At 75.1% G+C, this 25,037-nt stretch carries 23 protein-coding genes; 13 read left to right on the top strand and 10 right to left on the bottom strand.

Translation table 11 applies throughout. The annotated features are described in order from the left end of the window. Nucleotides 1-21 precede the first annotated feature (21 nt). Complete coding sequence (locus ACI78V_RS19305) at nucleotides 22-858, bottom strand: hypothetical protein (RefSeq protein ID WP_456853674.1); 837 nt, start codon at nucleotides 856-858, stop codon at nucleotides 22-24. Between the two features lie 292 nt (nucleotides 859-1,150). Here ACI78V_RS19305 and mmuM point away from each other — a divergent pair, with 292 nt between their 5' ends. Beyond that, nucleotides 1,151-2,053, top strand: coding sequence for a homocysteine S-methyltransferase (gene mmuM, locus ACI78V_RS19300; RefSeq protein ID WP_456853672.1), 903 nt, complete (start codon nucleotides 1,151-1,153; stop codon nucleotides 2,051-2,053). Between the two features lie 42 nt (nucleotides 2,054-2,095). On the opposite strand, the gene ACI78V_RS19295 is transcribed toward mmuM, so the two are convergent. Further along, nucleotides 2,096-2,953, bottom strand: a complete 858-nt coding sequence (locus ACI78V_RS19295; protein ID WP_456853670.1) for an SDR family oxidoreductase — start codon at nucleotides 2,951-2,953, stop codon at nucleotides 2,096-2,098. A 132-nt stretch (nucleotides 2,954-3,085) separates the two neighbouring features. On the opposite strand from ACI78V_RS19295, the gene ACI78V_RS19290 reads away from it, so the two are divergent. Continuing rightward, nucleotides 3,086-5,632 (top strand): DEAD/DEAH box helicase, encoded by a 2,547-nt coding sequence (locus ACI78V_RS19290; RefSeq protein ID WP_456853668.1) that lies wholly within the window; start codon nucleotides 3,086-3,088, stop codon nucleotides 5,630-5,632. Nucleotides 5,633-5,636: 4 nt separating this feature from the next. Here ACI78V_RS19290 and ACI78V_RS19285 read toward each other — a convergent pair whose 3' ends face one another. After that, the gene (locus ACI78V_RS19285) at nucleotides 5,637-6,119 is read right to left on the bottom strand and encodes a hypothetical protein (protein WP_456853666.1); all 483 of its coding nucleotides are present in this window, start codon (nucleotides 6,117-6,119) and stop codon (nucleotides 5,637-5,639) included. A gap of 192 nt (nucleotides 6,120-6,311) precedes the next feature. Here ACI78V_RS19285 and ACI78V_RS19280 point away from each other — a divergent pair, with 192 nt between their 5' ends. Continuing rightward, nucleotides 6,312-7,091, top strand: a complete 780-nt coding sequence (locus ACI78V_RS19280) for a sulfite exporter TauE/SafE family protein (RefSeq protein WP_456853664.1) — start codon at nucleotides 6,312-6,314, stop codon at nucleotides 7,089-7,091. 59 nt (nucleotides 7,092-7,150) lie between these two features. Beyond that, nucleotides 7,151-7,918 (top strand): sulfite exporter TauE/SafE family protein, encoded by a 768-nt coding sequence (locus ACI78V_RS19275; RefSeq protein WP_456853662.1) that lies wholly within the window; start codon nucleotides 7,151-7,153, stop codon nucleotides 7,916-7,918. A 15-nt stretch (nucleotides 7,919-7,933) separates the two neighbouring features. Here the strand turns inward: ACI78V_RS19275 and ACI78V_RS19270 are convergent, their stop codons facing one another. The 6 genes from ACI78V_RS19270 to ACI78V_RS19245 all read right to left on the bottom strand — a co-directional run bounded on the left by ACI78V_RS19270 (nucleotide 7,934) and on the right by ACI78V_RS19245 (nucleotide 13,958). After that, entirely contained in the window at nucleotides 7,934-8,578 is a 645-nt protein-coding gene (locus ACI78V_RS19270; RefSeq protein ID WP_456853660.1) for a hypothetical protein, read from the bottom strand. A 69-nt stretch (nucleotides 8,579-8,647) separates the two neighbouring features. Beyond that, the gene (locus ACI78V_RS19265; protein WP_456853658.1) at nucleotides 8,648-10,318 is read right to left on the bottom strand and encodes an alpha-amylase family protein; all 1,671 of its coding nucleotides are present in this window, start codon (nucleotides 10,316-10,318) and stop codon (nucleotides 8,648-8,650) included. 33 nt (nucleotides 10,319-10,351) lie between these two features. Then, entirely contained in the window at nucleotides 10,352-10,909 is a 558-nt protein-coding gene (locus tag ACI78V_RS19260) for a GNAT family N-acetyltransferase (RefSeq protein WP_456853656.1), read from the bottom strand. 41 nt (nucleotides 10,910-10,950) lie between these two features. Next, nucleotides 10,951-11,121 carry a hypothetical protein gene (locus tag ACI78V_RS19255; RefSeq protein WP_456853654.1) on the bottom strand — a complete coding sequence of 57 codons (171 nt, stop codon included), beginning with the start codon at nucleotides 11,119-11,121 and terminating at the stop codon, nucleotides 10,951-10,953. 113 nt (nucleotides 11,122-11,234) lie between these two features. Continuing rightward, nucleotides 11,235-12,284 (bottom strand): TIGR03885 family FMN-dependent LLM class oxidoreductase, encoded by a 1,050-nt coding sequence (locus ACI78V_RS19250; protein ID WP_456853652.1) that lies wholly within the window; start codon nucleotides 12,282-12,284, stop codon nucleotides 11,235-11,237. A gap of 123 nt (nucleotides 12,285-12,407) precedes the next feature. Beyond that, nucleotides 12,408-13,958, bottom strand: coding sequence for a putative bifunctional diguanylate cyclase/phosphodiesterase (locus ACI78V_RS19245; RefSeq protein WP_456853650.1), 1,551 nt, complete (start codon nucleotides 13,956-13,958; stop codon nucleotides 12,408-12,410). Nucleotides 13,959-14,189: 231 nt separating this feature from the next. Between ACI78V_RS19245 and malQ the strand changes: the two genes are divergently transcribed. From malQ to ACI78V_RS19220, 5 genes are all read left to right on the top strand, one after another. Beyond that, nucleotides 14,190-16,025, top strand: a complete 1,836-nt coding sequence (gene malQ / locus ACI78V_RS19240; protein WP_456853648.1) for a 4-alpha-glucanotransferase — start codon at nucleotides 14,190-14,192, stop codon at nucleotides 16,023-16,025. A 50-nt stretch (nucleotides 16,026-16,075) separates the two neighbouring features. Beyond that, on the top strand, nucleotides 16,076-16,402 hold the full coding sequence (locus ACI78V_RS19235) for a hypothetical protein (RefSeq protein WP_456853646.1): 327 nt from the start codon (nucleotides 16,076-16,078) through the stop codon (nucleotides 16,400-16,402). Between the two features lie 71 nt (nucleotides 16,403-16,473). After that, nucleotides 16,474-16,674: a hypothetical protein gene (locus ACI78V_RS19230; protein ID WP_456853644.1), complete on the top strand. Its 201-nt coding sequence runs from the start codon at nucleotides 16,474-16,476 to the stop codon at nucleotides 16,672-16,674. 97 nt (nucleotides 16,675-16,771) lie between these two features. Continuing rightward, entirely contained in the window at nucleotides 16,772-17,194 is a 423-nt protein-coding gene (locus ACI78V_RS19225; RefSeq protein WP_456853642.1) for a hypothetical protein, read from the top strand. A gap of 13 nt (nucleotides 17,195-17,207) precedes the next feature. Further along, nucleotides 17,208-18,023: a DUF998 domain-containing protein gene (locus ACI78V_RS19220; RefSeq protein WP_456853640.1), complete on the top strand. Its 816-nt coding sequence runs from the start codon at nucleotides 17,208-17,210 to the stop codon at nucleotides 18,021-18,023. A 21-nt stretch (nucleotides 18,024-18,044) separates the two neighbouring features. Here ACI78V_RS19220 and ACI78V_RS19215 read toward each other — a convergent pair whose 3' ends face one another. Continuing rightward, nucleotides 18,045-19,058 carry an Acg family FMN-binding oxidoreductase gene (locus tag ACI78V_RS19215; protein WP_456853638.1) on the bottom strand — a complete coding sequence of 338 codons (1,014 nt, stop codon included), beginning with the start codon at nucleotides 19,056-19,058 and terminating at the stop codon, nucleotides 18,045-18,047. Between the two features lie 58 nt (nucleotides 19,059-19,116). Between ACI78V_RS19215 and ACI78V_RS19210 the strand changes: the two genes are divergently transcribed. From ACI78V_RS19210 to ACI78V_RS19195, 4 genes are all read left to right on the top strand, one after another. Beyond that, the gene (locus tag ACI78V_RS19210; protein WP_456853636.1) at nucleotides 19,117-19,443 is read left to right on the top strand and encodes a hypothetical protein; all 327 of its coding nucleotides are present in this window, start codon (nucleotides 19,117-19,119) and stop codon (nucleotides 19,441-19,443) included. Nucleotides 19,444-19,489: 46 nt separating this feature from the next. After that, nucleotides 19,490-20,374 (top strand): universal stress protein, encoded by an 885-nt coding sequence (locus tag ACI78V_RS19205; protein WP_456853634.1) that lies wholly within the window; start codon nucleotides 19,490-19,492, stop codon nucleotides 20,372-20,374. Nucleotides 20,375-20,713: 339 nt separating this feature from the next. Then, a complete protein-coding gene (locus tag ACI78V_RS19200; RefSeq protein ID WP_456853632.1) occupies nucleotides 20,714-22,480 on the top strand; it encodes a fibronectin type III domain-containing protein in 1,767 nt (588 codons plus the stop codon). A 244-nt stretch (nucleotides 22,481-22,724) separates the two neighbouring features. Then, complete coding sequence (locus tag ACI78V_RS19195) at nucleotides 22,725-24,878, top strand: hypothetical protein (RefSeq protein ID WP_456853630.1); 2,154 nt, start codon at nucleotides 22,725-22,727, stop codon at nucleotides 24,876-24,878. Nucleotides 24,879-25,037: the final 159 nt, after the last annotated feature.

Here is a 25,037-nt window from a genome sequence, read left to right as displayed (position 1 = left end):
CCCGGCCGAGCACTACCGGGATCAGGTGCTCTTCTGGAGCTGGCCCCAGAAGGCCTGGATCTCCGCGATCACGTCCGCCGCCGCCTTGATGAAGTCGATCAGGGCGTCACGCAGGTCGACGAAGCTGGCTCCGTCGGCGTGGTAGACGTCCAGCCGCGCGGCGTGCTCACCCACCGGGTCCGGGAACTTCTCCGTGTGGGTCATCCGGCCGTACGAGGCGCACGACACGTCCGGGATGGAGCACCGGGTGGCGTCCGCGAAGACGGAGGACACCCAGATCGCCTTCCCGTCCGCGTCCGCGACGACGACCAGCGTCCGCCCGCGGAGACCGGCGAACCAGTTGTCGTTCATCGTGGTGGAGTCCACGACCAGCAGGCCGTTGCGGTACAGGGTCGCCAGCGTCACCATCCGCTTGCCCCAGCCGACCTCACCGGCCTTCACCGCCGTGACGACATCGGTGAAGTCGACTGCGGAGCCGGTCTGCGACGGGTCCGGGGCGGTGGACCACAGCTCGGCGCCGCCCGGGGCCTCCCGGATGAGCAGGCGCCCGTCGTCCTGGATCTCCAGATGGGCGTCAGGCCGGTCAGGTGGGTTGTCCTGGACCCGGCTGGACCACACCGGCAGGCCCACCTCGGTGAGCAGCACCAGCTCCCCCTTGCCGTTCAGCGCCGCCCGGACGGGTCGCCCTGCCGGCTCGGGCGGCGGGGACGGCGTCGACCACACCTCGTCCGCGGGCACCGACCCACCCCGGTAGACCACCAGTCTGCCGTCGGGACGCAGCACCAGGCGCGACTCCCCTCCGGGGGATGCCAGTGCCTGGTCGACGGCCAGTCCCTCCCCGACCTTCAGCGTGCTCATCGCGCTCCTCCTCGGTCCTGTGGGGCGCCGGAGCCGGCACCCTTGCGTGACCGCCCGCGTCCGGACGACGCGGGCGCGTCGGGCCCGGCCCGACGGCGGGGTGCGAGGTGGTCCCGGGCGTCCGGACCCCGGGCTCCTCCCGGGGCCGTCGCTCCGGCGACCTCGCCGACCCGCGGAGAGAGCGTCGGACGACGCCGCGACGAGCGGTTCCGGGCGATCCCGTCGATGGGCTCAGGGTTTTCCCTGCTCGTGGTGCCGGCCGGGGCGCGGCACGCGGGGCAGGATCGGATCCGTGCCCGAGCTGCCCCTCGCCGACGCCCTGGCCGCCGGGCCGGTCGCGCTCGACGGCGGGCTGGCCACCCAGCTGGAGGCGCAGGGGCACGACCTGTCCTCGGCGCTGTGGTCGGCCCGGCTGCTGCGCGACGACCCCGACGCGGTCGTGGCCGCACACGCCGCCTTCGCCGCGGCCGGCGCCCGGGTCGCGACGACGGCGAGCTACCAGGCCTCGGTCGAGGGCTTCGCCGCCGCCGGGGTGGACGCCGCCGAGGCCCGCCGGCTCATCGCCTCCTCCGTCGGGCTGGCCCGCCGCGGAGCACCGGAGAGCTGGGTGGCGGGGTCGCTCGGGCCGTACGGGGCGGTGCTCGCCGACGGCTCGGAGTACACCGGCGCCTACTGCGCGCAGGTGTCGGTCGCCGAGCTGCGTGCCTTCCACCGCCCGCGGATGGCGCTGCTCGCCGAGGCCGGCGCCGACGTGCTCGCCTGCGAGACGGTGCCGGCGGCCGCCGAGGCGGAGGCCCTGGTCGCCGAGGCCGACGCGCTCGGCGTGCCGGTGTGGCTGTCGCTCACCACCACGGTGGACGGCGACGGCGTCGTCCGCACCCGGCGCGGGGAGCGGGCCGCGGCGGTCTTCGCGCTCGCGGCCGGCGTGGACGCGGTCGTCGCGGTGGGGGTCAACTGCACCGCGCCGTCGGCCGTCGGGCCGTCCCTGGCGGCAGCCGCCGCGGCCGGCACGCCGCTGCTCGCCTACCCCAACAGCGGCGAGGGCTGGGACGCGGTCGCCCGCCGCTGGACCGGGGCCGCGGGCGTGCCGACCGGGGACGTGCCGGGCTGGGTGGACGCCGGCGCCCGGCTGGTCGGTGGCTGCTGCCGGGTCACGCCCTCCGACATCGCCGCCATCGCCGCCGCCATCCGCTGACCCGGGGGGCGGAGACGGCCGTCCCCGCCCCCCGGAGGAGCCTCAGAGGATCGGCTTGCCGCCGGTGACCGCCACCCGGGCGCCGGAGACGTAGGAGGCCTCGTCGCTGGCCAGCATCACGTAGACCGGCGCGAGCTCGGCGGGCTGGCCGGGGCGGCCGATCGGCACCTGCTGGCCGAAGCTCTCCACCTTGTCCTCGTCCATGGTCGCCGGGATCAGCGGCGTCCAGATCGGGCCGGGGGCCACGCTGTTGGCCCGGATCCCCTTCTCCGCGTACATCTGCGCCAGCGAGGCGGTGAAGTTGGCGATGCCGGCCTTGGTCATCGCGTACGCGATCAGGTGCGGGCTCGGGTTGTCGGAGTTCACCGACGACGAGTTGATGATCGACGCGCCGGGCTGCATGTGCGGGATGGCGTCCTTGCACAGGGTGAACATCGCCGACAGGTTCAGCGCGACGGTGTGGTCCCACTCGTCGTCGGAGATCTCCTCCAGCGTCGGGTGGCTCATCTGGAACGCGGCGTTGTTGACCAGGACGTCGATCCTCCCGAACGCCTCGACCGCCTTCGGGACGATCGTCTTGGCGTGCGCCCGGTCGGCCAGGTCACCGGGTACCAGCACGCACGTGCGGCCGGCCTCCTCGACGTACTTCTTCGTGTCCTCGGCGTCCTCGTGCTCGTTGAGGTAGGAGATGAGGACGTCGGCGCCCTCGCGGGCGAAGGCGATGGCGACCGCGCGGCCGATGCCGCTGTCGCCGCCGGTGATGACCGCGGCCTTGCCGGTCAGGCGGCCGGAGCCGCGGTAGCTCTCCTCGCCGTGGTCGGGCTTGGGGTCCATCGCCCCCAGCGTGCCGGGGACCTCCTGCTGCTGGGCGGGCTGGGACTCGGGTCGGGGCGATGACACGTCGTCGTCCTCCTGGTTCGTGGGCGCTTCCGCCCCGGCCTACCCCCTCGGGCGACACCGGAACCGGACGGCGCCGCCGGGAAGGGCCGTGCCGCGGGAAGGGAAGGCGCGTCAGGCACGCTGTCCCCCACGATGACCGCGACCGCACCTCCCCTCCTCGACGACCCGAGCGACCTCGCCGCCCTCCGGGCGCGCGGTGCCGACCCCGACGAGCTGTTCACCTCCTTCGCCGCGTGGGCGGAGGCCAACGGCACGGTGCTGTACCCGGCGCAGGAGGAGGCGCTGATCGAGCTGGTCAGCGGCGCCAACGTCGTCCTCGCGACGCCGACCGGGTCGGGCAAGTCGCTGGTGGCCACCGGGGCGCAGTACGCGGCCCTGGCCTCCGGGCGGCGCAGCTGGTACACCGCGCCGATCAAGGCGCTGGTCAGCGAGAAGTTCTTCGCGCTCTGCGGGGTCTTCGGCGCGGCCAACGTCGGCATGCTCACCGGCGACGCCGCCGTCAACCGGGACGCCCCGATCATCGCCTGCACCGCCGAGGTGCTGGCCAACATCGCGCTGCGCGAGGGCCCGGACGCCGACGTCGGCCTGGTGGTCATGGACGAGTTCCACTTCTACGGCGACCCCGACCGCGGCTGGGCCTGGCAGGTGCCGCTGCTGGAGCTGCCGAGGGCGCAGTTCCTGCTGATGAGTGCCACCCTCGGCGACACGACCTGGCTGCGGGAGGACCTCACCCGCCGCACCGGCCGGCCGACCGCGCTGGTGGCCAACGCCGAGCGCCCGGTGCCGCTGCACCACTACTACGCGACCACGCCGATGCACGAGACCATCCAGGAGCTGCTCGACACCCGGCAGGCCCCGGTCTACGTCGTCCACTTCACCCAGGCCTCGGCGCTGGAGCGGGCGCAGGCGCTGATGAGCGTCAACGTGTGCAGCAAGGAGGAGAAGGCCGCGATCGCCGACATGATCGGCGGGTTCCGGTTCACCTCCTCCTTCGGGACGACGCTGTCGCGGCTGGTCCGCCACGGCATCGGCGTCCACCACGCGGGGATGTTGCCCAAGTACCGGCGGCTGGTGGAGCAGCTGGCCCAGGCCGGGCTGCTCAAGGTCATCTGCGGCACCGACACCCTGGGTGTGGGCATCAACGTGCCCATCCGGACCGTCGTGTTCTCCGCGCTGTCGAAGTACGACGGCACCCGCACCCGGCTGCTCAACGCCCGCGAGTTCCACCAGATCGCCGGCCGCGCGGGCCGGGCCGGCTACGACACCGCGGGCACCGTCGTGGTCCAGGCGCCGGAGCACGAGGTGGAGAACCTCAAGCAGTTCGCCAAGGTGGCCGACGACCCCAAGAAGCGCCGCAAGCTGGTCCGCCGCAAGGCGCCCGAGGGCATGGTGCCGTGGTCGGAGGCGACCATGAACCGGCTCGTCGCGGCCGACCCCGAGCCGCTGACCAGCAACATGCGGGTGTCGACGGCGATGGTGCTCGACGTCGTCGACCGCCCCGGCGACCCGTTCGTCGCGATGCGGCGGCTGCTGACGGAGAACCACGAGCCGCGCAAGCGGCAGCTGCGGCACATCCGCGAGGCGATCGGCATCGCCCGCTCGCTGCTGCAGGCGGGGGTCCTCGAGCGGCTGCCGGAGCCCGAGCCCGACGGCCGGCGCTACGACCTGACCGTCGACCTGCCGCCGGACTTCGCGCTCAACCAGCCGCTGTCGACCTTCGCGCTGGCCGCCATCGAGCTGCTGGACCCGGCGGGCGACACCTACGCCCTCGACGTGGTGAGCGTCATCGAGGCCACCCTCGACGACCCGCGCCAGATCCTCGCCGCGCAGCTGAACAAGGCCAAGGGCGAGGCCGTGGCGCAGATGAAGGCGGAGGGCGTCGAGTACGAGGAGCGGATGGAGCTGCTCGAGGGCATCACCCACCCCAAGCCGCTCGAGGAGCTGCTCGGCCACGCCTTCGAGGTCTACGTGCGCAGCAACCCGTGGGCGCGCGACGCGCACCTGTCGCCGAAGTCCGTCGTCCGCGAGATGTGGGAGCGGGCGTTCACCTTCCGGGAGTTCGTGAACACCTACGGGCTGACCCGGTCCGAGGGCGCGGTGCTGCGGTACCTGTCGGATGCGTTCAAGGCGCTGCGCTCCGGCGTCCCGGCCGCGGCACGCACCGAGGAGGTCACCGACCTCGTCGAGTGGCTCGGCGAGCTGGTCCGGCAGGTCGACTCCTCGCTGCTGGACGAGTGGGAGCAGCTCACCTCCCCCGACCAGCCGCTCGACGAGCCGGTCGCCGTCCCGGCGCGGCCGCGGCCGCTGACCGGCAACGAGCGGGCGTTCACCGCGATGGTCCGCAACGCGCTGTTCCGCCGGGTCGAGCTGTGGGCCCTGCGCCGCTGGTACGACCTGGGCGAGCTCGACCGCGGCTCCGGGTGGGACGCCGACCGCTGGGGCGAGGTGGTGCAGGCCTACTTCGCCGAGCACGCCGAGGTGAACACCGGCGCCGACGCCCGCGGGCCGGCGCTGCTCATCTGGGACAAGGGTGAGCCCGGCGTGTGGCGGGTGCGGCAGATCCTCGACGACCCGGCGGGCGACCACGACTGGGGCATCGACGTCGAGGTCGACCTGGAGGCCTCCGACGAGGAGGGCCACGTCGTCCTGCGCGTGGTGGACGCCGGACGCCGCGACTGAACCCTCAGGTGAGGTGCAGGTAGGTCGCCGCGACGAAGCAGGCGAGGGCGGCCCAGGTCAGCGCGGCCCGGATCCAGTTGAGACGCAGCCATCGTGCGCGGGCCTCGCGCCAGTCATCGGGCACCGCCTGCGGCTCCCAGGACAGCATGACGTCGTAGTTGGGCTCGGCGAACCGGCTCGACACGAGCAGTGGGCCGGCGACGGTGGCCGCCAGCCCGACCGCGGTCAGCACGAACTCCGGGCTGGTCGCGTCCGACCGCAGCCCGACGAGTGCGACCACCGGCGCGAGCACGAGCAGCGCGACCAGCACGTGGTTGGTGGGCGAGCGGCGGGCGACCGGGAGGAAGTGCCGCATCGCCTCGGCGAACCCGCGCGGGCCCTGCGTGGCGTACACCGGGTGCAGGATCGTCGTGAGCATCAGCAGCAGCCCCGACCACAGGCCCGCTGCCACCACGCTGACGCCGAGTCCGATGTCTGCGAGCACCACCGTTCCCCCTCCCGGGCGCCGGGGCGGCCGGGAGGAGCCTGGCACCGCCCGGCCGGCCCGGCAGCCGTCCCGTCCTGCCCGCACGGGTCCCCCGCGGGTCGCGACGCCGGGTCGCGGCCGGCCACGAGTGGTCACGGCACCCCCTGTCCCGGGCCGGCCGGGAGACGTGGCACCCTCGCGGCCGATGTCCGCATGAACGCGCTGGAGATGCTGGCCGTCGCCGCGGCGGGGATGGCGGCCGGGAGCATCAACGCCGTCGTCGGGTCGGGCACGCTGGTCACCTTCCCGGTGCTGCTGGCCGTCGGGCTGCCGCCGGTCACCGCCACGATCAGCAACTCCCTCGGCCTGGTGCCGGGCAACCTGACCGGCTCGATCGGCTACCGGCGCGAGCTCGCCGGCCAGCGCGGCCTGCTGCTGCGGCTGCTGCCGGCCTCGGTGCTCGGCGCGCTCACCGGCGCCTTCCTGCTGCTGCACCTGCCGGCGTCGGCGTTCGAGGCGGTGGTGCCCGCCCTGGTCGGGCTGGCCGTGGTGCTGGTCGCCGTGCAGCCGGTGGTGCAGCGGGCGCTGGCCCGCCGCCGCGCCGGGGACGCCGGCCCGCAGCGGATCGGTCCCGGCCGGCTGGCCGCCCTGTTCGCCGGCGCGTACGCCACCGGCAGCTACGGCGGGTACTTCGCGGCCAGCCAGGGCGTGCTGCAGATCGGCGTCTTCGGCCTCCTGCTGCACGAGCCGCTGCAGCGGTTGAACGCGCTGAAGAACGTGCTGACGCTGGCGGTGAACGCCGTCGCCGCGGGCGCCTACGTCGTCGTCGCCACCGACCGCGTCGACTGGACGGCGGCGGGGCTGGTCGCCGGCGGTTCCCTCCTGGGCGGCTACACCGGCGCCCGCTTCGGCCGGCGGCTGCCCGCGCCCGTGCTCCGGACGGTGATCGTGCTGCTCGGCTGCGCCGCCATCGCGGTGCTCCTGACCCGGTGAGCCGGGGCCTCCCTCCGGGGAGGCAAGCTGGAGCCCATGACGGGTGCGGCGGGTGGGCGGTGACCCCCCTGGAGTTCGGGTTCCTCCTCCTCGCCGGCATCGGTGCCGGACTGACCGGCAGCATCGCGGGGCTGGCGTCGCTGATCAGCTACCCGGCGCTGCTGGCCACCGGCATCCCGCCGGTCACGGCCAACATCACCAACACCGTCTCGCTGGTGCTCAACAGCGTCGGCTCGGTCAGCGCCTCCCGTCCGGAGCTCGCGGGCCAGGGCCGCCGGCTGCTCCGGCTGGCGACCGGGGCGGTGCTCGGCGGCGCGGCCGGGGCGGCCCTGCTGCTGCTGACCCCCTCGGAGGCCTTCGAGCGCATCGTGCCGTGGCTGATCGCCGGGGCCTCGATCGCGCTGCTGCTGCAGCGGCCCCCGCGGGAGCTCGCCGAGGAGGGCGCCCGCGCCCACCCCACCCACCGCGACCCCTGGTGGCTGCCGCTGGGCACGTTCGCCGTCGCGATCTACGGCGGCTACTTCGGCGCCGCCGCCGGGGTGATGTTGCTGGCGATGTTCCTGCTCACCACGGGCGAGGGCCTGCCGATCGGCAACGCGCTGAAGAACGTCGTGCTCGGCATGGCCAACGCGGTGGCCGCCGTCGGGTTCGTCCTGCTCTCCGACGTGGCGTGGTCGGCGGCGATCCCGCTGTCGATCGGGCTGTTCGTCGGCGGCCGGCTGGGCCCCCGCGTGGTGCGCCGCGCCCCGCAGACCGCGCTGCGGCGGCTCATCGCCGTCGCCGGCATCGGCCTGGCGGTCCACCTGGCGGTGCAGGCCTACACCTGAGCGCCCGCGCGGGCCTCAGACGACGTAGGCGGCCAGGAAGAGCACGAACGCACTCGCCAGCAGGAGCAGCCGGGCCGGGGTGAGGCCGTTGATGAGGTTCGCGGTGGCCTCCACCCAGGCCGGGCGGATGCCGGCCTCGCGGGCGCCGCGGCGGACCAGCCGCACCTCGTCGGCCAGCAGCGCGCCCGCCGCGCCGAGCATGCCCAGCCCGACGGTGAGGAAGACCAGCGCCAGCCGCTCGCTGAACGCCTCGGCCACCCCGCCGAGCAGCAGCGACACGACGATGCCGGCGACGAGGCCGAGCAGGGCTCCGGCCACCGGCGCCCACGGGCCCATCCGCGTCAGCGGGCTGGGCCGGCGCGGACCGATCCGCGGTCGTCCCGTCACCGGGGTGGTGGCCTGGTGTCCCTCCGGGGCCGGGGTCGGCGCGGCCGGCGCGGCCGCCTCCGCGGCCGGCACGGATCCGGTGGAGGGAGCCGCCCCCGCGGCAGCGGTGCCCTCGAGCCCCGGGAACGGCACGGGCGGCGGGCCGGCCGGGATCGGGCCGGTGACCGTCGGGCCCGGCGGGGTGCGCTCCGCCGCACCGGCGCCGGACGGGGAGGCGCCGGACGTGGGCAGCTCGGCGGTCGGCGGGGTCGGGGTGCGCGGTGCCTCGGTCATCGCCCCCACGCTAGGCGCCACCGCCGACACCTCGCGGGATGTCGACAGGTCGACACGTCGACGTGTCGCTCAGACCAGCCGTCGGCTGCCCGGCGCGACCACCCGCAACCAGCGGTACCCGTAGCCCTCGAGGGCCAGCTCCACCCCGCCGTCCTCGGCCACCGGCTCCTCCCCGGCCTGCAGCAGGTCCACCAGCCGGTGGTCGGGACTGCAGTCGGCCAGGGTCAGCGGCACCTTCCGCGGCTCCGGGCCGAGGTTGTGGACGGCGACCAGCGCGCCGTCGTCCCAGCTGCACAGGTGGGCCAGCACCTCCGGGTGCGGCTGGTCGAGGACCTCGTAGGACCCCCAGCCCAGCTCCGGGGACTCCCGGTACCGGCGGATGAGCAGCTTCATGAACGACAGGAGCGAGTCGGGGTCGTGCCGCTGGTCGGCGACGTTGACGAACTCGGGGGCGAACCCGCCGTCCACCACCGGGCCGGGCAGCTGGTCGGGGTCGGCGGTGGAGAACCCCCCGTTGGGGCCGGAGGTCCACTGCATCGGCGTCCGGACGGCGAGGCGGCCCTCGGCGTCGAGGTCCTCCCCCATGCCGATCTCCTCGCCGTAGAACAGCACGGGGGTGCCGGGCAGGGAGAACAGCAGGCTGTAGACCATCCGCACCCGCCGCGGGTCGCCGTCCAGCATCGGCGGCAGCCTGCGGCGCAGCCCCCGGCCGTAGACCTGCATGCGCTCCTCGGGGCCGAAGGCGGCGAAGACCTCCTGCCGCTCGTCGTCGGAGAGCTTGTCGAGGGTGAGCTCGTCGTGGTTGCGGACGAAGGTGGCCCACTGGCTGTCCGGGTTCACCGCCGGCCGCTCGGTGAGGGCGCGGCTGAGCGGGCCGGCGTCGGCGCGGGCCAGGGACAGGTACAGCGCCTGCATGCCGACGAAGTCGAACAGCATCGTGAGCTCGTCGCCGTCCGCGCCGCCGAAGAACTCGACCTGCTGCTCGTGCGGCAGGTTCACCTCGCCGAGCAGGATCCCGTCGCCGGTGCGCCGGCCGAGGAAGGAGCGCAGCGCCCGCAGGTACTGGTGCGGGTCGGGCAGCTCACCGGCGTCCTCCGGCTCCACCTCCAGGAAGAAGGGGACGGCGTCGACGCGGAAGCCGGACAGGCCCAGCTGCAGCCAGAAGCCCATGATCTTGGCGACCTCGTCGCGGACCCGCGGATCGGCCACGTTCAGGTCGGGCTGCTCCTTGTAGAAGCGGTGCTGGTACCACTCCCCGGTCGCCTCGTTGTGGGTCCACGTGCTGTCCTCCTGGTCGGGGAAGACCACCTGGTCGGAGGTGTCCGGCGGCTCGTCGTCCCGCCAGACGTAGAAGTCGTGGAACGGGTCGTCCCTGCTCCGGCGGGCCCGCTGGAACCACGGGTGCTGGACCGAGGTGTGGTTGACGACGAGGTCGACGATCACCCGCATGCCGCGGTCGTTCGCCGTCCGCACCACCTCGACCAGGTCGCCGTGGGTGCCCAGCCGCGGGTCGACGCCGTAGAAGTCGGTGATGTCGTAGCCGTCGTCCCGCTCGGCGGTCGGGTAGAAGGGCATCAGCCACAGGCAGGTGACGCCGAGGTCGGCGAGGTGGTCGATCCGCTGGGCGAGGCCCGCGAAGTCGCCGCAGCCGTCCCCGTTCCAGTCCAGGTACGTCTCGACGTCGAGGCAGTAGACGACGGCGGTCTTCCACCAGAGGTCGCTCGTGTCGGTGATGCGCATGGCGGCGTCCTCTCCTCGGGCCTGTCGTCGTCCCTACCGCACTCCGGCCCTCGGGGCGACCCCGGCTCGGTCCGCCGGCTCGTCGAGCAACTGGAAGAGCAGGTGGTCCTGCCACCGCCCGGCGATGCGCAGGTACCGCGGCGCGAAGCCGATGCGCTCGAACCCGTTGCGCCGCAGCACCCGTTGGGAGGCGGAGTTGTGCACCAGGGTGCCGGCCTGCAGCCGGTGCAGGCCCGCGTCGCCGAAGGCCCACCGCACCATCGCGGCCACCGCGGCGGTGGCGACCCCGCGGCCGGTGACGTGCTCGCTGACCCAGTAGCCGAGGTCGCCGGACAGGAACGGGCCGCGGACGACGTTGTTGACGTTCACCCGGCCGACCGGCTCGCCGTCGGCGAGCACCACCCCCGGCAGGACGGCGCCCTGCTCGTACCGCGTGCGGAGGCGGCGGGCCTCGGCGCGCTGGAACTCCTCGGTGAAGTACTCGTCGGGGCGCTGGGGATCCCACGGCGCGAGGAAGGCTCGGTTGACCACGAGCAGGTGGGTGAGCGCGGGGACGTCGTCCTCGGCGAGCACACGAACGGTGACGTCCACGTCCCGGCACCCTAGGCGGGGTGCGGCCGGCCGGGGCCGGGTCACTCGCCCAGTTTCTCCAGCTGGACGGCCACGCGCACCCGGGCCACGGCGAGCCCCGGCCGGCCGGACCGGGAGTGGCGGTCGAGCAGCTCGGCGGCGCGGCGCAGTTCCGGAGCCGACATCGGCTCCCGGGCGTTGACCCGCCGGATGACGTCGTCCACGTCGACCATGTCGTCCCCGTCCCGCACCGTTCCCGCCGCGGCCGGCGGCCGCGGTCCACCCTGTCTTCGGCGCGGGGAGGCGGACGGATGCAGCTCGGGGGCCCCGGTCGCGCCCCGGCCGGTCAGGCGATGCCGGCCGGGTGCGGTGTCTGCTCCGGACGGCGCGGACCGGCCGGGCCCGCCGGGTCGATGGCCACGGCGGGGCCGGGCGTGGTGACGTCCAGCCGCGGCAGCACCTTCTCCCCGAACGCGTCGAGGAAGGCGATCTGGTCACCGCCGACCTGGTGCAGGTAGACGTCGTCGAAGCCGAGCTCGACGTACTCCGCGATCCAGGCGGCGTGCTGACCGAGGTCGGCGGAGACCCGGACGGCGCCGGTGACCCCCTCCGGCGTCACGTGCGCGCTGGCCTGCTCGAAGGCCTCCGGGCTGTCGAGGTCCCAGCACAGTGGCGGCGGGAAGACGTTGCTGCGCCACTGGTCGTGGGCCAGCGCCAGGGCCCGGTCGGGGTCCGGGTCCCAGGAGACGTGCACCTGCAGGACGAGCCTGCCCCGGCCACCGGCGTCCCGGTAGGCGGCGATCATCTGGCGCAGCTTGTCGTGCGGCTGGTTGATGGTGACCAGGCCGTCGGCCCAGTCGGCGCCGCGGCGCGCGGTCTCGACGCTGACCGCCGGGGCGATGAGCGCCGGCTGCTGCTCCGGGAGGGTGTAGACGCGCGCGCGGTCGACGGTGACCAGCCCCTCGTGGCTGACCTCCTCCCCCGCCAGCAGCGCCCGGATGACGTCGACGCACTCGCGCAGCCGGGCGTCGCGCAGCTCCTTGCGGGGCCACTTGTCGCCGGTGACGTGCTCGTTCATCGCCTCGCCGCTGCCCAGGGCGACCCAGAAGCGGCCGGGGAACATGGCGCCGAGGGTGGCGATCGCCTGCGCGATGATCACCGGGTGGTAGCGCTGCCCCGGCGCGTTGACCGCCCCGAGGGGCAGGCCCGTCGTGGCCAGCGCCGCGCCGAGCCACGACCAGGCGAAGCCGGAGTGCCCCTGCCGCGGGTTCCACGGGGTCAGGTGGTCGGAGCACATCGCCGCGGTGAAGCCCACCTGCTCGGCGTGCTGGACGGCGGTCAGCAGCGCCGCGGGGTGGACCTGTTCGTGGGAGTTGTGGAAACCGATCACCGTCATGCGCCCTCCCCTACCCCGACCGCCCCGGCATCGGAACGCGCGGGCCGGGGTGCCTCGTCGGGTGCGACGCGCACGGGGGCGCAGCGCCTCGCGGGGGAGTCGGCGCCTGCGGCCACCGCACACTCAGGCGGGGGCGCTGGTCCCCGGCTCGTCGGCGGTCGGGGTGGTCGCGCCGCCGAGCAGGAGCAGCTCGGCGTCGGTCCGCTCCAGGGGCGCGGCGAACAGGTAGCCCTGCGCCAGGCCCACCCGTCCGTCCCGCAGGTGCGTGCGCTGCCGCTCCTGCTCGATGCCCTCGGCGACGATCTCCAGGTCCAGCGTGTGGCCCAGGTTGATCAGCCCCCGCAGGATCGCCGGCATCGCCTCGGCGTCGTCGATGGTGCTGACGAACGACCGGTCGATCTTGAGGATGTCGACGGCGAACTGGCGCAGGTGCGACAGCGAGGAGTAGCCGGTGCCGAAGTCGTCGAGGGCCACCTTCACGCCGATGCTGCGCAGCTGGTGCAGGCGTTCGGCGGCGAGGGCCGGGTCGCGCACCAGGACCGACTCGGTCAGCTCCAGCACGAGGGCCTGCGGCGGGAGGCCGGTGGTCTCCAGCGCCGTCCGGACGTCGTCGAGCAGGCCGGGTGAGCCGAGCTGGGACGGCGAGACGTTGACCGCCATCGACAGCTCCGCCGCCCCCGGGTGGTCGCGGCGCCACTGTGCGGCGGCCGCGCACGCCTCGGCGATCACCCAGCGGCCGATGTCGGGGATCAGCCCGATCTCCTCGGCGACCGGCAGGAACCGCTCGGGCAGGACGACGCCGAGGGTCGGGTGGTCCCAGCGCAGCAGCGCCTCGAACCCGGTCACCCGCTCGCTGTCCAGGTCGACCACGGGCTGGTAGACCAGCCGGAACTGCCCGTGTCCCAACGCCGCCCAGAGGTCCTCCTCCAGCTGCCGGCGCTCCGCGGCGGCCGAGCGCATCTGCGGGTTGAACACGACGTAGCGCCCGCGGCCGGCGCCCTTGGCCCAGTACATCGCGTTGTCGGCGTCCCGCAGCAGCGAGCCCGCCGTCGCCGCGACGTCGCCCGTGGCGATGCCGATGCTCGCCGAGACCGTGACCCGCTGCCCGCCCAGGTCGACCGCCCCGGCGAGCGACGCCAGGACACGCTCGGCGATCCGGGTGGCCTCCTCCACGCCCGGCGCGCGCTCGACCAGGATCGCGAACTCGTCGCCGCCGAGGCGGGCGAGGGTGTCCTCGGTGCGCACCGCGCCCTGGAGCAGCCGCGCGACCTCGCGGATCAGGGTGTCCCCCGTGGCGTGGCCGAGGCTGTCGTTGACGGTCTTGAAGCCGTCGAGGTCGAGGAACACCACCGCCACCTCGCCGCCGGTGCGGGCGGTGCGGCGCAGCGCCAGCTCCAGGCGGTCGGTGAACAGCGCGCGGTTGGCCAGACCGGTCAGCCCGTCGGAGAAGGCCAGCTGGGCGAGCTCGGCCTGGGTGCGCCGCCGGGTGCTGCGCTGCCGGCGGTCGGCGGCCCCGGCCGCGACGACGGCGGCGGCGACGCTGACGGCCAGGTGCGCCCCCACGTGCTCGCCGCCGACCGCCAGGTGCGCGGCCACCAGCGCGGCGGCGAGGGCCCCCGCGAGGAGGACGGCCCGGTGCCGGCCGGCGGGGGGTGGTGCCGTGTGGTGGTCCACGGGTGGGGCCTTCCCTCGGGGGTGCGTCGTCTGACCGGTTCGGCGGCGCGGCGCCGGCCCTTGAGACGGCGCGGGCGCGGCCCCACCCCGAGGGGTGAGCTGCTCAGCCGGCGCGCAGCGCGGCGATCCACCACTCGACCGCCGGGACCGAGGGCTGGAGGGTCCAGTGAGAGACCGGCACCACGTCCGTCTTGCCGTGTGGGTCGGGCCTGCCCTGGGGAGTATCGAGACGTGACGCGCACCCCGACCACCGACGAGTGGGGCATCGACGCCAGCTGGCTCGACGCCCTCGACGAGGAACACCACGTCGCCGAGGCCACCATCGAGCGGTTGCGGGCGGTGATCGGCACGCCTCCGGCCGACCTGGAGGAGCGTGCGCCGATCGTGGCCCGCCCCGGCGACGCCCTGGAGGTCGACCAGGCGGAGGTGACGTGCGAGGACGGCTCCGTCCGGCACGTCGACGGCGAGCTCCCCGAGGACTTCCCCCTCGGCTACCACTGGCTCCAGGTCCCCGGCGGGCCGCGCCGACGGCTGGTCGTCTCCCCCGGCCGTTGCTGGCTGCCCGAGGGCCGCGCCTGGGGCTGGGCGGTGCAGCTCTACGCCACCCGCAGCCGCGACAGCTGGGGGATCGGCGACCTCGCCGACCTGCGCGCCGTCCGGGAGATGGCCGTCGGGCAGGGCGCGGGGTTCGTCCTCATCAACCCGCTGCACGCCGTCGCCCCCACGCCGGGGCAGGAGGCCAGCCCCTACCTGCCGGCCACCCGGCGCTTCCGCAACCCGGTCTACCTGCGCGTCCAGGAGGTTCCCGGCGCCGGCGCGGTGGACCTGGAGGAGGACGCCGGCCGCGCCCTCTCGGACGGCGACCTGATCGACCGGGACGCGATCTGGGCCCGCAAGCGCGAGGTGCTGCGCCGGGTCTTCGACGCCGCCGGCCGCGACGACCCCGCGTTCCCCGACTGGTGGTGGCACCAGGGCCAGCCGCTGCAGGACTGGGCCACCTGGTGCGCCCTCGCCGACGTGCACGGTCCCGACTGGCACACCTGGCCCGAGGAGCTGCGCGACCCGCGCAGCGGCGCGGTCGGACGGTTCGTCGAGGAGCACGAGCGCGACGTCGCCTTCCACGCCTGGCTGCAGTGGGCGCTGCACCTGCAGCTGTCGGCGGCCACCGAGGGCATGACCGTCATCCAGGACCTCCCGATCGGGGTCGCCGGGGGCGGCGCCGACGCCTGGACCTGGCAGGACGTGCTGGCCCCCGGCGCGAGCGTGGGCGCGCCGCCGGACGCCTTCAACGCCCAGGGCCAGGACTGGGGCTCGCCGCCGCTCGTCCCGTGGCAGCTGCGGGCGGCGGACTACGAGCCGTTCGTCCAGTCCATCCGCGCCACCATGGCCGGCGCGGGCGGGCTGCGCATCGACCACGTCATGGGCCTGTTCCGGCTGTGGTGGGTGCCCCGGGGCGAGAGCCCGGCCGACGGCGCCTACGTCCGCTACCCCGCCGAGGACCTGCTCGACATCGTCGCGCTGGAGAGCGTCCGGGCGCAGGCGGTCGTCGTCGGCGAGGACCTCGGCACGGTGGAGGAGGGCGTCCGCGAGGCGCTGGCCGAGCACGGCATCCTCAGCTACCGGCTGCTGTGGTTCGAGGAGGACGCCCCCGGCACCTGGCCGGAGACGGCCATGGCCGCCATCACCACCCACGACCTGCCCACCGTGGCCGGGCTGTGGACCGGCGCCGACCTCGAGGAGCAGCGCGAGTACGGCACCGGGACCGACGAGGAGCTCGAGGAGGGCCGGCAGTCGCTGCTGGGCAGGCTGTCCGGCGTCCGGAGGAACGCCAAGCCGGAGACGGCGGTCAAGCGGGCGCACCAGCTGCTGGCGCAGGCGCCGTCCCTGCTGCTGTCGGCGACGCTGGACGACGCCGTGGCCGAGCGGCGCCGGCCCAACATGCCCGGCACCACCGACCGGCCCAACTGGTCGCTGCCGCTGCCGGTGACCGTCGAGGACCTCCCCGCCCACCCGCTGGTCACCGCCGTGGCCGAGACCCTGGCCGAGGGCGTCGCGGCCCGCGACTGACCGGCCGTCCTGGTCGAACGCCTGTTCGATCGACGTGCCAGACTCTCCCCATGGCCGGCGGCATGCACCCAGGGCGCACGGGGCGCCGCTCCCTCGGGGAGCGGGCAGCGGAGTCCGGGGCGGGTGCCCCCGTCCCGACGTCCGAGCCGATCCGCCCGGCGGCCGCCGCCGACAGCGGCCGCCGGGTCGACGGCCACGGCCGGCACTGCTGGGTGCACGACCCGCCGGGGGCGCCCGGGGTGTGGCCGGGGCTGCTGGTGGAGTGGCGGCAGACCGACGGCGGCTGGCTCGGCCGGGTCACCTACGCCCTGGCCGGTCCGCACGGCCCGGTGCTGGTCGAGGCGTGGGTGCCGGCGGCCCGGCTGGAGCAACGGTGACCACGGTTGGCGCGCCGCCGGGCTGGCTATGGCCTCCCGGAACGGAGATCCCCGACGAAGCGGAGCACCCGATGAGCGAGCCCGACCGGCCCAGCCTCGACGACGTCATGGACACCACCGAGTCCGCCCCGCGCGACCGTGCCCAGCACGCCGGCGGCTACGACCGCCCCAACGACGACGCCCTCCAGCACCGCACCGAGCAGGAGCGGCAGGCGGTCGACTCCGACGACGCCGACCCTGCCGGCGCCGACCAGCACCCGGCCACCGACTGACCCGCGGCCCCCACCCCCCGGGCCGGCACCGGGGCCACGTGCCGTCCCCGACCGCGTCGAGCCGCTGCCCCTGTCCCCGGCGGCGGGGCGGGGCGCCGTGACCCGCCTCGCCGCGGGGGACGTCGCCTGCTGGGTGCTGAAGTCCACCCGCCCCCCGGAGGTCGTCGACCCGGGCTGGCCGGTGGGCGCGCCCCGGGAGCTGACGCGCTGCGTGCGCCGCTCCTACCGGTTGGACCTGGTGCGGCCGGGGCAGCCGTGCCTGCTGTGGGTCAGCGGCCGCACCGACCCCGGCGTGCACGCCCTCGGGGAGGTCACCGGGGAGCCCGAGGACCGCGCCGACGGTCCCGTGGTCGACGTCCGGCTCACCCGGCTGGCGCGGCCCGTGCCACGGGCCGAACTGCTCGCCGACCCCGTCGTCCGGACCGCCGAGGTGCTGCGCATGCCCGCCGGGAGCAACCCCTCCTGGCTCTCGCCCGCCGCGTTCGCCGCCGTCCTCGCCCGGCTGACGGCCCCTCCCTGACCGGGCTGGGACCATGGCCCCCGTGACTCCCACCCGACACCGCTGGGGCGCGCTCGCCTGGGTGCTGACCCTGCAGTTCTTCGTCGTCGAGACGGTCGTGCAGCTGCAGGCCGACGGGTACTCCCGCGCCGACGACCTGATCAGCGAACTGGGCGCCGGCCCCTCCCCCGCGCACGTGCTGATGAACGCCTCGTTCATCGCCCAGGGCGTGCTGATCGCCGCGGGGACGGTGGCGCTGCGCCCCGCGCTGGCCGGCACCGCCGGGAGGACCGCCACCGCCCTGCTCGCCGCGGCCGCCACCGGCGTGTGCGTGGTCGGGGTCTTCCCGATGGACGGGCAGCAGGCGCTGCACGAGGCCGGCGCCGGGCTGTACCTGGTGGGTGGCGGCCTGGGGCTCATCGCGCTGGCCTACGCCGTGCGGCCCCGCTCCGAGGCGCTGGGCACGGTGCTGGCACTGCTGGGCCTCGTCGGCACGGCGGCGACCGTCTTCTTCGTCTCGGGGATCACCCGGTACCTCGGCGAGGGCGGCACCGAGCGGGCCGCGGCCTACGTGCTACCGATCGGCCTGGCCCTGGCCGGGGCCGGCCTGTGGCGGCTGCGCGACCGCCCCGCCGGCGGCCGCCCCACCCGCCGGGAGCTGCGGGCCCAGGAGCGGGCCGTGCGCGCCGAGCGGGACCGTGAGCGCGACGCCGCGCTCGAGGCCGCGACCCACCGGACCCAGCCGGCCCCGCCGGCGACGGTCACCGGGGCGACCGCCGAGCGCAGCGACGGGTCCGACGACGACTTCGACCCCGAGGACCCCTGGGCCGCCACCGGCCGCAGGGACTGAGAGAGGACCCCCGGGCTCGCGTCAGCCCGCCGCCGTGGAGAAGTGGAGGACGTCGGCGACCGGGCGCCGGCCGGAGTGCGGAGCGCCCTCCGCCGACGGGTAGCCCATGCGCAACAGCATCTGCGGATGGCCGACCAGCGACAGCCGGCTGCGCATCCGGGTGCGGGTCGCCGGCCAGTCCAGCGCCTGGGTCAGCGGCGAGGCGGCCAGCCCCTCGGTCGTCGCCCGCAGCAGCAGCCGGCCCAGCGCCTGACCGGCCAGCAGCCACGCCGTCCGGTCGTCGTTGTCGGTGCCGAGCAGCACCACGGTGGGCCGCTCCACCTCCGGCGGCGGTGCGGACGCGTCGCCCTCGGGGAGGAAGGCGGCGTGCGTACCCCGGCTGCCGACGACGAAGTCGCGGATCAGCCAGTTCGACGGCCGGGTGGCGGGGTCCTCGCTGGGCACCGCCTCGACCGGGACGCCGTCCACCGCCGCCGGGTCGGTACGCAGCCAGCGCTGCAGCTCGGCCACGTACTCCGGGTCGCTGCGCTCCATCTCCTCGGCCCGGGAGATGAGGAAGACGGTCGCGACCTCCTCCTCCGACTCGGTGATCGGCTTGACCCACACCCCCAGCCGTCCCGCCTCGGCCTGCACCCGGTCGACGAGCTCGACCGGCACCGCGCGCGGCTGGAAGGGCGCCCGCTCGGTGTGACGCCGGCCGATCGCCTCGGCCAGGGCGCGGTCCTCCGGCGTCGCCTCACGGGCGGCCCCGGCGCGGACGGTGGCCAGGTGGTCGGGGTCCGCGGGCTCGGGCAGCAGGTCGACCTCCGCCTGCACCCCGGCGGCCCGCAGCGCCACCGCGGCGAACTCGGCGGCCACCCCGCAGCTGATCACCTGCTGACGACCCGTGGGGTCGAGGACCGGGAGCCCCCGGTCGCGGTCCAGGTGCAGCTCCAGCCGGTCCGGTGTCGCGGTGAACCGCCAGGGCTGGGTGTTGTGGATCGACGGCGCCCGGATGGCGGCGCCCACCACCGCGGTCCAGTCCTGCTCGTCCATCTGCGCTCCTCCGGCCGGGTGCGGCGCCCCGCAGCGGGGCCCGTCCCCTGCCTACCCCATGGGCAGCCACGGGCGCACGTGGCGTGCGCGACGCCCGCGCCGGCACCGAGCCGGCCGCAGCGAGCACGCCGACGTCACCTCCGAGGTGGACGAGATCGACCGGCGGACCCGCAGCGCGGGGAGCGTGCTGGTGCGCGGCCGGGCCGAGGAGGTCGGCGAGGCGCACCGCGCCGAACTCGTCGCCCGCACCCGCGCCACCGGGCTCGAGCCGTGGGCACCGGGCGACGCCGGCCACTGGTTGCGGCTGATCCCGCACGCGGTCACCGGCCGGCGGACCGTCCCCGGCGAGCTGCCGCCCGCGGTCGACCCGCGCGCCTACCTCTGACCGGCCGGTTCGTCCCGCCCTGGTGCGCGTCGGGGAGAATGCCGCCATGAGCGCCCCTGACAACGCCGGTCGGTCCCTGCGCGTGCTCGTCGGCTACGACGGCTCGCCGAGCGCGGTCAACGCGATCGAGGCCGCGGCCACCCTCGTGCCGTCGGCCTCCGCGTCGGTCCTCCACCTGTGGGAGCCGCCCTTCACCTCCCCCGAGCTGCGGCAGCGGCTGGCCGGCCGCGCCTCCGGGTTGCAGGAGCTCGGCGAGCTGCTGGAGACCGAGGGCCGGGCCGAGGCCGGGCGGCTGGCCGGCAACGGCGTCAAGCTGGCACGCGCCGCGGGCTGGGAGGCCGAGCCGCTGGTCAGGCGCGCCTTCGGTGGCGACGGCTACCAGTTCGCCCGGACGGCGGAGGAGGTCGGCGCCGACCTGATCGTCGTCGGCACCCGCGGCCTGGGCGGCGTGCGGGCCGCACTGGGCAGCGTGTCCGAGCTCGTCATCCACGTCAGCCCCGTGCCGGTGCTGGTGGTGCCCTACCCGTTGACGACCTCCGAGTGGGCCGCGGCCGCCTCCGGGCCGGTCATGGTCGGCACCGACGGCTCGGCCGGCGCGGCCCGGGCCATCGACGCCGCGGCCGCGCTCTTCCCCGGGCGCCAGCAGCTCCTGGTCGCCGTCGCGGAGCCGGGCCCCGGCCCCGGCCCGACTGCGCCCGACGGCGCCGAGCTGCTCACCGTGCCGTGCTCGGGTCGCCCCGGCAGCGCTCGGGCGACCGCCTCGACCCTCGCCGAGACCGCCGCGCACCGCGGGGCGGCGGTCATCGCCGTCGGCAGCCGCGGCCGGTCGGCCAGCCGTGAGCTGCTGGTCGGCAGCGTGCCCCGGGCCCTCCTGCACTGCGCCCACCGCCCGGTGCTCGTCGTCCCCCGCTCCCCCGTCGGCACCGCCTGAGCCACCCGGACGGGGCGGGTGCGTCGGCACGACGTGCGGCGACGCTCGGATGTGAGGCACGTCGCTCCCCGGAGTGCTTGCGTCCGGCAACGAGAGGTCCACCCACATTGGGGGTCCTACGACCCCCCCGCCACGGCTCTTGCCGGGGCCCTGCCGCAGGCGACTGTCTAGCCACTGCCTCGGTCGTCCGATCGGGGGAAGGCACTCGACTGCGGAGAAGCCATGTCCAGGAGCAAGACCAGCACCGGTCGCCACCGCGGGAGTGGAGCTGCGGCTCCCTCCGCGTCGCGACAGCCCCGAACCGGCAGGCGTGCCGTCCTCGCCGGGAGCCTCGCCGCCGTGACGGCGGTGGGCGGACTCGTCACCGGCGGTATCGCCCTGGCCGGTGAGCCCCCGCTGGGCCCCGGCAACATCGAGGCGTTCCCCAACCGTGACATGGTGGCGATCGACGGCTACACGGAGCAGGCCGGGATGACCGCGACCATCACGGCCACGCGCGGCGGCGAGGTGATCGGCCAGACCAGCGGTGTGGTCGACGCGAACGGCTTCCTGGAGGTCAACCACGCGGGCGCCACCTGCTGGGGCCAGGGCGCTCCCGCCGCCCTCAACGTGACCCCGGACCTCAAGGCCGGCGACAGGCTCACGGTCACGTTCGACCAGCACGCCCTGACCGACAGCATGGTGATCGGCTCGCCGGTCATCACCGGCTACACCAAGGACGGCTCGGCCGAGGGCTCCTACGGCGTCACCATCAACGGGACGTACGGCTCCGACGCCAACCTGGACCGGTTCCTGGTCGAGGTGGTCAACCCCGACATGCGCGACGCGGGGGCCATCGGCGAGCGGGCCATCTCCTGGGACCCGACCCTCGCCGCGGGTGAGGTGAACGGCGGGCCCGGCTTCACCGCCGAGGGCACGGCCAGCGACGGCACGTTCTCGGTGACCTTCGGCGGACTCACCAAGGCCGACCAGGACATGATCGCGGCGGGCGAGCACGTCGCCCTGAGCTGGATGGCCGAGCCCGCCGTCGGCGAGGGGCAGCTCGGCCTCACGCTCGCGGAGGCCGGGATGGTCAACGGTCCCGCCGACCAGTCCTGCCCGCCCGGTGCGGTCGACGGCATCCCGGTGCCGCCGACCACCGCGACGGTGACGGACCTGGCCGCCAACGGCAGCTCGTTCGCCGTCAGCTGGGCCGCCCCGCAGCAGCCGGCGGACGCTCCGGCGATCAGCCAGTACCGGCTGTCGGTGTTCGACGCGGTGAGCGGCCAGGAGGTCGCGGTCCGGACCGACCAGACGACCGCGACCCTGTCGGGTCTGGACGCGACCAAGACCTACGACCTGGCCATCGAGGCCTTCAGCGGCACGCCCGTCCCCTACGACGGCCGCTGGAGCGAGGCCGCTCCTCTCGGCACGGTGGACATGGTCGGCGGCGTCTACACGCCCCGGACCACGCCCGGCGCCGGTGGAGGTGACGGTGAGCAGCCCGGTGGCGGCGGGACCGAGGAGCCGCAGACCCCCGCGGCGCCCGGGAACTTCGCCGTGACCCGCGTGCTCGCCGGCCCCACGTCGATCACCACCGAGTGGGCGGCGGCGCAGCCGGCCAACGCCGCGGCGGACAGCCAGATCACCGGCTACGAGGTCACGGCCCAGCCGGTCGACGCCGCCGGGGTCGCCACCGGGACGGCGGTCACCACGACGGCGCCCTCCACCGCGACGAGCGCCGTCCTGAACGACCTGCTCAACCAGACCCGGTACCAGGTCACGGTCACCGCGGTCACCGCGGCCGGGAACACGGCGGCCACGGCCGGCACGGGGGTCACGTCGACCGTCGTGACCAACGACGTCGTCACCGTCGCCCGCGCCCAGTACCGGGCCGACCGGAACGAGTACCGGGTGAACGGGACCGCCCAGGACACCCGCACCACCAACCGGATCACCCTCCGCACCAGCACCGGCACCCAGGTGGCGACCAACATCCCGGTCGCCGCTGACGGCACCTGGACCTACAGCGCCCGCACCAACATCCAGCTCCCGGCTGGTGCGACGCTGACGGTCACCTCGACCGGCGGTGCCAACCTGGCCGGGGTGACCGTCGAGCGGCGGTGACCCCGGGGGGATGACCCTCCTGCACCACCACAACTGAACAGTCGAGGGCCCGTCACGAACCCGTGGCGGGCCCTCGGCGTCACTCCAGGGTCCCGGCGTCCCGGGACCTTGGTCCCCTTGCTTTGGGGGATGCCGTGTCCCCCCAGGCGCGTCTGCCGGGCAACCCCCCGTTACACCAAGGTCATCGATACCAGGCCGTCTCCTTTCCCGGGGACGGCATCGCCGTTCGACAGCGGAGAGTCGCATGACACGGGAACGACCGGACAACGGTCGTCGCGGGGGCGGGGCCACGGAGGGCACCGACGTCGCGACGGCGAACCGCAGGGCACGACGCAGTCTGGGGCGGCGCGGCGTCGTCGCCGTGACCACCCTGGGCATCGTGGCGACCGGGGCCACGATGGCCGGCGCCGAGATCATCACGCCCAACCCGGAGACCCTGAAGGCGGTCGGCCCGACCAGCGGGGTGCACGGCTTCCCCGTCTGGTACGAGGACGGCGACGGGCTGCGCCTCGAGCAGTGCCTCGACGCGACCGACGCCTACTGCGACCCGGCGTTCCTCACCGCGGAGGGACTCGACCCGAGCCGTCCGCTGCACATCGGGGCGAGCGCGGCCGAGAGCAACTTCCCCGGCGAGTCGTTCTACTTCCAGGCCGGCAACAGCTTCGACACGCCCAGCGGTCCGGCCGTCGACTTCGTCGCCGCCCTGGAGGCGACGTTCGCCAACGAGGCGGCCAAGGAGGGCGACCAGGTGGTCTTCGGCCGCCTCCGCATCCGGATCGACGACGCGGTGCCCTTCGCCACCTACACCGTCACCCACCCCTACGGCGTCGACACGGTGACCGCCGACGACCGCGGCCGGGCCCGCTTCGTCGAGGACATCACCCCCGCCCCGGACAACTTCGGTCTCGCGCTGGGATCCCGCATCGCGCCGTTCCTCGTGGACGCCGCCGGCATGCACGAGGTCAACGGCAACTCCTACGTCGGCAACCCCGCCGTGGAGACCCAGGTCACCGGCTCGCCCCACGACACCGACTACGTGGAGGTCTCCGGCCCGGGCATCGACACCTTCCGCGACGACACCTTCGCGATCCTCGGCAAGGTCGCGGTCAACCAGGGCATCGAGCCCCTCGGCGTCTACGAGGTCGACACCGCCGGCCAGGATTACATCGACGTCTACGCCGCGGCCGGCCGCAACTCGACCGTCGAGGTCTCCGGCGACGGCGTGGCCGCCACCAGCCTGACCGGCGACGGCGCGGGCAACTTCTTCGCCCGCATCCCCGTCGACGCCTTCCCCGCCTCGGTCACGGTCAGCAACACCAGTGACGTGCCGGCGGAGGACAAGGACGTCCCGGTGACCGACCGCATCCAGGTCACCGGCGCCGTGTTCGACGACGGGACGCTCACCGTCGAGGCCACGTCCAGCGACAGCGACGCGGCGCTGTCCGTCGAGGGCTTCGGCGCGATGACCGACGGCACCCTCACCGCCACCGGACTCGCGATGCCGCCGCACACGGTCACCGTGGTGGCCACGGAGGGGGGCGCCGAGGACGGCCGCACCACGGCCCCGGTCATGGTCACCGGCTCGGACGCCGGCGAGGCCGTGCCGCAGGCCGGCAACATCGCCGGGCTGCCGCCCACGGTGGCGATGGGCCAGACGGTCACCCTGGACGCCTCCTCGTCGACCAACGTGGACTCGTTCGCCTGGGCGGCCTCGGCCGGCACGATCGTCGCCGACGCCGGCAACCCGGCGCTGGCCACGTTCACCGCACCCGGCACCCCCGGCACGGTGACGATCACCCTGACCACGCAGGGCCCGGAGGGTGAGCGCGTCTTCACCCGCAGCGTCGAGGTCCAGGGCGGCGAGGTCCCGACCGCGGTCACCGTGACGGCGGACGACCCGACGCCGGAGGTCGGGGCCCCGGTCGTGCTGACCGCGACCGGGACGAACGCGACGTCCTACGAGTGGGTGCAGACCTCCACCCCGGCGGTGAGCGTGCCCAGCACCACCGGGAACACGGTGTCGTTCACCGCTCCGGCCCACCCGGTGACCTTCCAGGTCACCGCGACCGGTCCGGGCGGGACGGCCACCGGGTCGGTCACCGTGACGCCGAACGTCGACACCCTCGCGATCACCGCCGCCGAGTTGCGGACCGGGACGCGGGAGTGGCGGGTCTCCGGCACCTCCTCGGTGACCGACCTGAACACGGTCACGGTCTTCCTGGCCACCACGACCGGGACGAAGGGCGCCGTGATCGGCACCGCCACGGTCGACGCCACGGGTGCCTGGACCGTCCGCATCGCCAACGGGGTGAGCCCGACCACCGGCTTCACCCGGGTCGTGGCGGAGTCCACGAAGGGCGGCGTCTCCGCGCCGTTCGCCTTCACCTCCCGGAGGTGACGAGCACCGGCCGGCACCGGGACCCCCAGCCCGGTGCCGGCCGGCCACGACGAGGGCCCCACCCCCACGGGGGTGGGGGCCTCGTCCCCACTCGGGGTGCTCGGGCGGTCGGGGCGGGCGCCTGGACGGTTCCCGCGACGGGGCCTCACCCCCCCACGT

The sequence above is a fragment of the Geodermatophilus sp. SYSU D00742 genome (assembly GCF_054049935.1).
Note: the sequence above shows the minus strand (reverse complement) of the source record. Positions and strands in the feature narration are given on the sequence as shown.

Coding starts and splice junctions, on each gene's coding strand:
- ACI78V_RS19305 (WP_456853674.1), bottom strand. CDS start 858: ATGAGCACGCTGAAGGTCGGGGAGGGACTGGCCGTCGACCAGGCACTG.
- ACI78V_RS19290 (WP_456853668.1), top strand. CDS start 3,086: ATGACCGCGACCGCACCTCCCCTCCTCGACGACCCGAGCGACCTCGCC.
- ACI78V_RS19280 (WP_456853664.1), top strand. CDS start 6,312: ATGAACGCGCTGGAGATGCTGGCCGTCGCCGCGGCGGGGATGGCGGCC.
- ACI78V_RS19270 (WP_456853660.1), bottom strand. CDS start 8,578: ATGACCGAGGCACCGCGCACCCCGACCCCGCCGACCGCCGAGCTGCCC.
- ACI78V_RS19265 (WP_456853658.1), bottom strand. CDS start 10,318: ATGCGCATCACCGACACGAGCGACCTCTGGTGGAAGACCGCCGTCGTC.
- ACI78V_RS19255 (WP_456853654.1), bottom strand. CDS start 11,121: ATGGTCGACGTGGACGACGTCATCCGGCGGGTCAACGCCCGGGAGCCG.
- ACI78V_RS19250 (WP_456853652.1), bottom strand. CDS start 12,284: ATGACGGTGATCGGTTTCCACAACTCCCACGAACAGGTCCACCCCGCG.
- ACI78V_RS19235 (WP_456853646.1), top strand. CDS start 16,076: ATGGCCGGCGGCATGCACCCAGGGCGCACGGGGCGCCGCTCCCTCGGG.
- ACI78V_RS19230 (WP_456853644.1), top strand. CDS start 16,474: ATGAGCGAGCCCGACCGGCCCAGCCTCGACGACGTCATGGACACCACC.
- ACI78V_RS19220 (WP_456853640.1), top strand. CDS start 17,208: ATGGCCCCCGTGACTCCCACCCGACACCGCTGGGGCGCGCTCGCCTGG.
- ACI78V_RS19215 (WP_456853638.1), bottom strand. CDS start 19,058: ATGGACGAGCAGGACTGGACCGCGGTGGTGGGCGCCGCCATCCGGGCG.
- ACI78V_RS19210 (WP_456853636.1), top strand. CDS start 19,117: ATGGGCAGCCACGGGCGCACGTGGCGTGCGCGACGCCCGCGCCGGCAC.
- ACI78V_RS19205 (WP_456853634.1), top strand. CDS start 19,490: ATGAGCGCCCCTGACAACGCCGGTCGGTCCCTGCGCGTGCTCGTCGGC.
- ACI78V_RS19195 (WP_456853630.1), top strand. CDS start 22,725: ATGACACGGGAACGACCGGACAACGGTCGTCGCGGGGGCGGGGCCACG.